We start from the raw sequence: 6306 nt of genomic DNA on the forward strand, positions 1-6306 counted from the left end.
CATTAAGTTCTTTTGAAAGACCACTTAGCCAATATCTTATGCTCTCCTTATACAAAAAGCATTGCCTCATATGAAGCAATGCTTTTTAAAATTTATGGATGATAATACAATGGCCCACCTGGTCCAAGTGGGATACCTAATAACATCCAGATAATAAGCATAATTGTCCAGCCTATTAGGAAAAACATAGAATATGGAACCATCGTAGAAACCAAGGTACCAATACCCATCTTCTTATCATATTTCTGTGCGAAAGCGATAATAATCGCAAAGTAAGTCATCAATGGTGAAATAATGTTTGTAGAAGAGTCTGCTATACGATACGCCATTTGTGTCAGTTCTGGAGAATATCCAAGCTGCATCATAATTGGTACAAAAACCGGTGCCATCATTGCCCATTTTGCAGAAGCACTTCCGATAAACAAGTTAATAACAGATGCAATTAGGATGAACAGCAATATTAACGGAATTCCAGTTAAGTTAACACTACCTAGTAGTTCCGCGCCGTATACTCCCAATACTAATCCCATATTCGTTTCATTAAAAAATGCCACAAATTGTCCAGCAGTGAATGCTAAAACGATAAATGTTCCCATAGATGCCATCGTGTCTGACATTTGGCTTGCAACATCTTTATCACTGCGAATAGATTTCGTAACAATTCCATAAGTAAGGCCAGGGATAAAGAACAAAATAGCGATAATCGGAACTAATGAACTCATAAATGGCGATTGAATAATCTGAGCCATTGCATCCCCTTCTGTACCGCGCATCGGTGCGTTGGATGGTATTACAAGCAATGATGCAAGCACAACGCCGACAACTACCGATATACTAGCCCAGATTAAACCTTTTTTCTCAATTGGTTGAAGGGATTCCAATTCTTCCTTTTGGTCGCCTTTATAAGCACCAAGTCTAGGTTCTACGATACGTTCTGTTACCCAAGCACCAAGAAATGTTAATACAAATACCGAAACGGCAATAAACAGCCAGTTCATCGCTATGTTCATTGTCTCTGCGTATGCAGGATCAATGATTGCAGCAGCCGCAATGGTCATCTCCCCTAGCATAGCATCCGTACCAGATAATAATAAGTTAGCACTAAATCCTCCAGACACCCCCGCAAACGCCGCTGCTAGTCCTGCAAGTGGGTGCCTGCCAAGTGCCGCAAAAATAAGTGCACCAAGTGGTGGTAATACAACATATCCTGCATCAGACGCCACACTAGACATAATACCAGCAAAAACTAGTCCTAACGTTATGAATCTATTAGGTACAGACAACACAAAACCTCGTAATAGCGCGCTAATGAGTCCAGTGCGTTCAGCTATTCCTATCCCCAACATTGTTAACAGTACAACACCCAAAGGAGCAAAGCCAATGAAGTTATCTGTCATGCTTGTGAAAATATATTGAATTCCCTCTGCACTTAAAAGATTTTTGATTTCTACCATTGTTCCTTCTTCACCAGGATGTTCGACGCTAATTCCCAATGGTTGCAAAGCTGCTGATAGTAGTATAACGAGAAGTGCCAAAATTGCAAATAATGTTGCCGGATGTGGCAACTTATTTCCAACTACTTCAATTCTATCTAATGATCGTAGAAATAGTCCTTTTTTTCCTTTTGCCATAAAAATTAAATCCTCCAATATAATCTACAAAAATACTATTTTAATTTAAATTAAGATTACTAGCTATACTATAATAGTTATGCATATTCACTAGAAGTCCCTAAAAGTCTACCACAATATTAACTTACTCTAAGAGTATTATATTATAGAAAGAGAATGATATTACAGAAAATTCAAAATAAATAAATTCGCATGATTTCCCCTGCTTTTCATACAAAGGAAAGGATACCAGTTTATTTCCAATATTTCAAGCTCAAATTGTAGTAAGGAGATCATATATACTAATTTAAACTTGTTCTTCAAACTCATTAAGTCATTTGCACCCTTTAATAATTCGCTAATTTTTGATATAATTGTATTCATGAAAAGGCCTCTTTCAAATGTATTTGCCGGTCAGCATACATTTATGATAGAGCGCCTTTTCTTTTTTTTCTAGAATTTTGTTTCAAATCCCCGAGAACTATTTTACACATAGTACAATTATAACTATCAGTCTGGAAAATGTTAACGAACTCAAGACTCGTTTCATGAACATCTGTCCTCCAATTCATTAGTGTCTTGACTTCTCAATTGTACAATCACAAAAATTGACTCTAATAAAATATCTTTTATAGCATTTTCAAGGAAGAAAATATTTTATAAGCCTTCCCTGCTTGAACTAATTATTTTTCTTAGCAAATTAGTAAAAAACTGTTATAATAGATTAGTTGATTAAGAGGCCATTTATGTTTATACATAAAATGGCTTTTCTGTTTTACCAAAAGAAAGAGGGATTTTGATGAAAAAGGGAACTAGCATTCAGTGGCTTTTCTTTTTTGTAGGTCTTATGGTTATGGGAATTGGAGTTGCATTGACGGTCAAAGGGCAACGTTTTGGTGTAGGTTCATGGGATGTGTTGCACATTGGTTTGTTCAAAAACTTCGGACTATCCATTGGACTTTGGTCTATTATTATGGGAGTTATCATTATTACTATTTCTTCCATTGGTTTACACGAGTTCCCGAAAATCGGAACCTTTATGAATATGATCTTTGTTGGTTTATTTATCGACTTTTTCAACTGGGTCATACCAAACCCACATACCTTTTCCATGCAGTTTGTTGATTTTATTCTTGGAATTGTGTTGTTAGCTATTGGTGCAGGCATTTATATTTCTGCTAATCTAGGTGCAGGCCCGCGGGATAGCTTAATGTTATTAATAGTGGGGAAATTTGGTTGTAGTATTATGGTTGCACGTACTGTCATGGAAGTAATCGTCGCGATAGTTGGATTTTTATTAGGTGGACCTTTCGGAATCGGTACCGTTATTATGGCTTTTGCACTTGGTCCAATTATTCAAGTATCGTTAGGGTATAGCCAAAGATTATTGGATAAATGCCTGAGCGACAAACATCATGGACACGTAGCTGCCCACTAACTAAACAAGAATTTCCTTATTAAAGCAGCTTCATTTCAATCGAATGAAGCTGCTTTTACTTTTTGGTAAGTTAAAAAAGGATGCTTCCGACAAGATAAATAGTTGTACGGAAACATCCTTCTATAATAAAGTTTTTTAAATTCATGTAATAATTATGTGTGTGTTCCCTGTCCATACTAGAGGAAACTTCCATATTTTTTGTATGGATAAAGGAGTTATTTTAGAAAGGCCATCCCATCCACTTTTTTGACAGGAGTAGTATTTTATTTCCATTTATTCTGGGGAACTTAAATTCGTAGCAGTTATAAGGGTGAACATGGAGGAGTTTAATAAGCAACCTTGAAAAACATCAACCAAAAAAGACGGTTACACTCTTTTCCTTTTGTGCTTCCTCTAAACAGTTTGATAGAAAATCCTGGATTTGCTTTAGATCCAAGGAATCACCCTTCGGCGAACTGGGAACATCATTACCGTATTGTTGTTTATAAGCATGCAAAGCTTTTTCGATTTGTTGCTTTGAAAAAGTAGTAACGGCGCCTGTCCCACTAACTCCTGCATGGTAATCAATGGAATCAAGTAAATCGTACAGTATTGTAGCATTAGAATTTCCCATGCTAAAACGTGCATAAGCAATTGCCTCTCCAGCTTTATTGTATCCTAAAATATCATGACCCATGAAAAGTCCTCCTTTTTAATTTTAAATCTAATAAACTAGAAACAATATACATAGCCTAGAGCGTCGTAACAAATGATTTTTTACATATCACCCCTTTCAAGTTTATTTTATGGAAAGGTTTTTGTTTGAAACAGAATGGATAAAAAAGGGGATTCTCGGTGATAAATCAAGGTTGAATGAAGTAGTTCAAAAACAGAGGACATGAGGTTTTCAGGTTTGCTAGGTTATAAGTGGGTAAGAGCTAAAGGAAATTTTTGATGCCTCTCCCCCACTACACTTACATGGTTGCGGTTTAAGTGACTGACACCATAGCAATGACGTTTTAAATTTCCTTCTCTATCTATTGGCTATGATGTCTGCCAACTTCCTTTAATCTAATCAAAGTCCCATCTTTCTTTCATCTTTGAGATTTCTTCGACTCGTACATTCGACACATCAGCAATTAATTCTTCTGGTAATCCTTTTTGAAGCATCTTATAGATTACTTTTTCTATACCTTTTTCTATACCTTTTTCTATACCCTTTTCTATACCTTCCTCAATTCCTTCTTTCTTTCCTTTCTCATAATACGAGTTCGGAAGTCGTAGTACCCGATTAGCTTCTTCTCTAGGAAATTTTGCAATTTCTTCGCTCATTTGCTCTTCCTCCTCACTGTTTAAATGTAAGTAAGTATTGAAAAAACCATATAAGAGATCCATTCTTGCCGGATTCAATTCCATTCTACTAATCATTCTTAAGAATTCTAATTTGACTTGAATGCGTTCATCTTTAGTATACCCCATTTTACTTAATAAAGCCGCAGCTATAGGATTGTTCATCTTAATAAACTTTCGCCAATCCATTTTAATTAAATGAATTTGAAGATAATTAAATTGGAAAACTTGGAAATGGAAGATTTCCGTAGTAAAAATGTCTGGTACATCTCTCTTGTCATCATAACTGAAAACGGCAATTGGAAGGATTGTTTTGCGGAATTTTTCATAGAGGCGGGAACTGTAGATAAACATTCGTTCATTGAATTCCTTTTGATAACTTGCCTGTGGCTCAATATGAATGAGGATTAGCTGTTCTTCCTCTTGTAATTTAACCTCAGCAAGTATATCTATTCTTCTTTTTTCACCTTTTAAAATATCTGTATAAACCTCCTGTTCTAGGAACTTTACAGTGGTAAAATCAATTTTCGGGAATAAATCGGGGAAAAATGCGTCGATGAACTCTTTAAAGAATGTTTGAATGAGCTCTTTAAATAAACGGTCATGATCCGTATAAGTTTGTTTGTCTTCTAATATAATAGACGAAGTGAACAATGACTTGCAACCTTTCTGAATATTCATTATTACCTAGGACTATTTTATCAGTAATGTACATGAAATACAATACTTATTGACAAACTTTATGCGTCAATTTTTTAAGAAAGACCAACCAGTCATCGTTTACAGGAGTGTTCTTTTTTAATAACATTATTTCTATCCGTATCTACCAAGTGAACGGTCTTATGCCTTTAAAACTTGGTAATAATAGTCATAAGTTTTAAAATAAAATTAAAAGTGTCCATGGTGAAAATAACTATTTTGGAGAGGAGAGATACGACATGTTCAACTGTGCCTGGTGTAATAAGAAAATTGGCGATAACGATCCATTAAGTGCCTTGGAAGTAAAATTTAATGAGGGGATGAAGATTTTTCCAATAAAGAAGGGGAAATCATTCCTGTTTACTTAAGAGAAATTGATAGAAGCGTCCCGATGATTGTTACCACAGCCGATTCCGAAGCTAAGAAAAATGGACAAGACGGGCTATTTGTTATCTGCAGTCATGAATGTGGAGAAAAACTAAAAAGCATTCTTGATAAAGAAATGAACGTTTTCAAGTGACCCTCTGCCCGAATGACATCAAAAGGGTACTAAAAAATATTAACTTCTTACATAAAATTCTTCTATACGAGGGTTTGAGGGGCATCCACATCATGCCGCCTATGAAATGAGAGTATGTAATATCGTTAAAAAGAGGTGCAAAAAGTGTGGTAAATCAACGTTTGGGATATTATTGGTTGTATATCTTCAATGGGAATTTACCGCTATTCATGAAATAGAATGGCGAAGCTATTAAAAAGTAGTTTCATTCTAGGTCGATTTAGAAGCATTGGAAATGTTATAATTATAGGACAATAGCTGAATAGGTTAACTCAAGGATGGTTGGCACACTCCCGAAAGGGGGTGATGCTAATGACAGTTGCAGAAGGATTAATGCTAATGATTAGTTTCGGAGCGTTAATAGTTGCAATTATGTCAGAAAAAAACAGTAAAAAATAAAACCTACCCTTGAGTTTCCGGCTCGTTAGAGGGTAGGTTTTATTCTCGTATACGTGTCGATCCCCTTGGGGGGGGAACCTAGCTATTGTATAGACTGAAGGTGTTAGCGCACCTTTGGTCTTTTTTTAATGTATTCATTTTCTATTACCAGTATACCCTTTTTTGATAAAAAAGAAAACATGTTACATTATTAATGTATGTGTCAAGTTTTTCTCGGTGTGTCTTTCACACCAATATTTCCGGCACTCTATTTTTGTACACTTTTTCGGCTA

The 6306-nt window shown here is 35.6% G+C and carries 5 protein-coding genes; 2 read left to right on the top strand and 3 right to left on the bottom strand.

Going from position 1 to position 6306, the window contains the following annotated elements; translation table 11 throughout:
• Window positions 1-92 precede the first annotated feature (92 nt).
• A complete protein-coding gene (locus ACFQ18_RS06910; protein WP_060668798.1) occupies window positions 93-1631 on the bottom strand; it encodes an AbgT family transporter in 1539 nt (512 codons plus the stop codon).
• Window positions 1632-2409: 778 nt separating this feature from the next.
• On the opposite strand from ACFQ18_RS06910, the gene ACFQ18_RS06915 reads away from it, so the two are divergent.
• Window positions 2410-3048: a YczE/YyaS/YitT family protein gene (locus ACFQ18_RS06915; RefSeq protein WP_145523819.1), complete on the top strand. Its 639-nt coding sequence runs from the start codon at window positions 2410-2412 to the stop codon at window positions 3046-3048.
• Between the two features lie 349 nt (window positions 3049-3397).
• On the opposite strand, the gene ACFQ18_RS06920 is transcribed toward ACFQ18_RS06915, so the two are convergent.
• Window positions 3398-3724 carry a hypothetical protein gene (locus ACFQ18_RS06920; protein WP_047185546.1) on the bottom strand — a complete coding sequence of 109 codons (327 nt, stop codon included), beginning with the start codon at window positions 3722-3724 and terminating at the stop codon, window positions 3398-3400.
• 374 nt (window positions 3725-4098) lie between these two features.
• A complete protein-coding gene (locus ACFQ18_RS06925) occupies window positions 4099-5058 on the bottom strand; it encodes an Rpn family recombination-promoting nuclease/putative transposase (protein ID WP_379566030.1) in 960 nt (319 codons plus the stop codon).
• Window positions 5059-5941: 883 nt separating this feature from the next.
• Here ACFQ18_RS06925 and ACFQ18_RS06930 point away from each other — a divergent pair.
• Window positions 5942-6034 carry a putative holin-like toxin gene (locus tag ACFQ18_RS06930; RefSeq protein WP_222115735.1) on the top strand — a complete coding sequence of 31 codons (93 nt, stop codon included), beginning with the start codon at window positions 5942-5944 and terminating at the stop codon, window positions 6032-6034.
• Window positions 6035-6306 lie beyond the last annotated feature (272 nt).

The sequence above is a fragment of the Oceanobacillus caeni genome (assembly GCF_042678465.1).
In the GTDB taxonomy this organism is placed as follows: domain Bacteria; phylum Bacillota; class Bacilli; order Bacillales; family Amphibacillaceae; genus Oceanobacillus; species Oceanobacillus caeni.

Coding starts and splice junctions, on each gene's coding strand:
- ACFQ18_RS06910 (WP_060668798.1), bottom strand. CDS start 1,631: ATGGCAAAAGGAAAAAAAGGACTATTTCTACGATCATTAGATAGAATT.
- ACFQ18_RS06915 (WP_145523819.1), top strand. CDS start 2,410: ATGAAAAAGGGAACTAGCATTCAGTGGCTTTTCTTTTTTGTAGGTCTT.
- ACFQ18_RS06920 (WP_047185546.1), bottom strand. CDS start 3,724: ATGGGTCATGATATTTTAGGATACAATAAAGCTGGAGAGGCAATTGCT.
- ACFQ18_RS06925 (WP_379566030.1), bottom strand. CDS start 5,058: ATGAATATTCAGAAAGGTTGCAAGTCATTGTTCACTTCGTCTATTATA.
- ACFQ18_RS06930 (WP_222115735.1), top strand. CDS start 5,942: ATGCTAATGACAGTTGCAGAAGGATTAATGCTAATGATTAGTTTCGGA.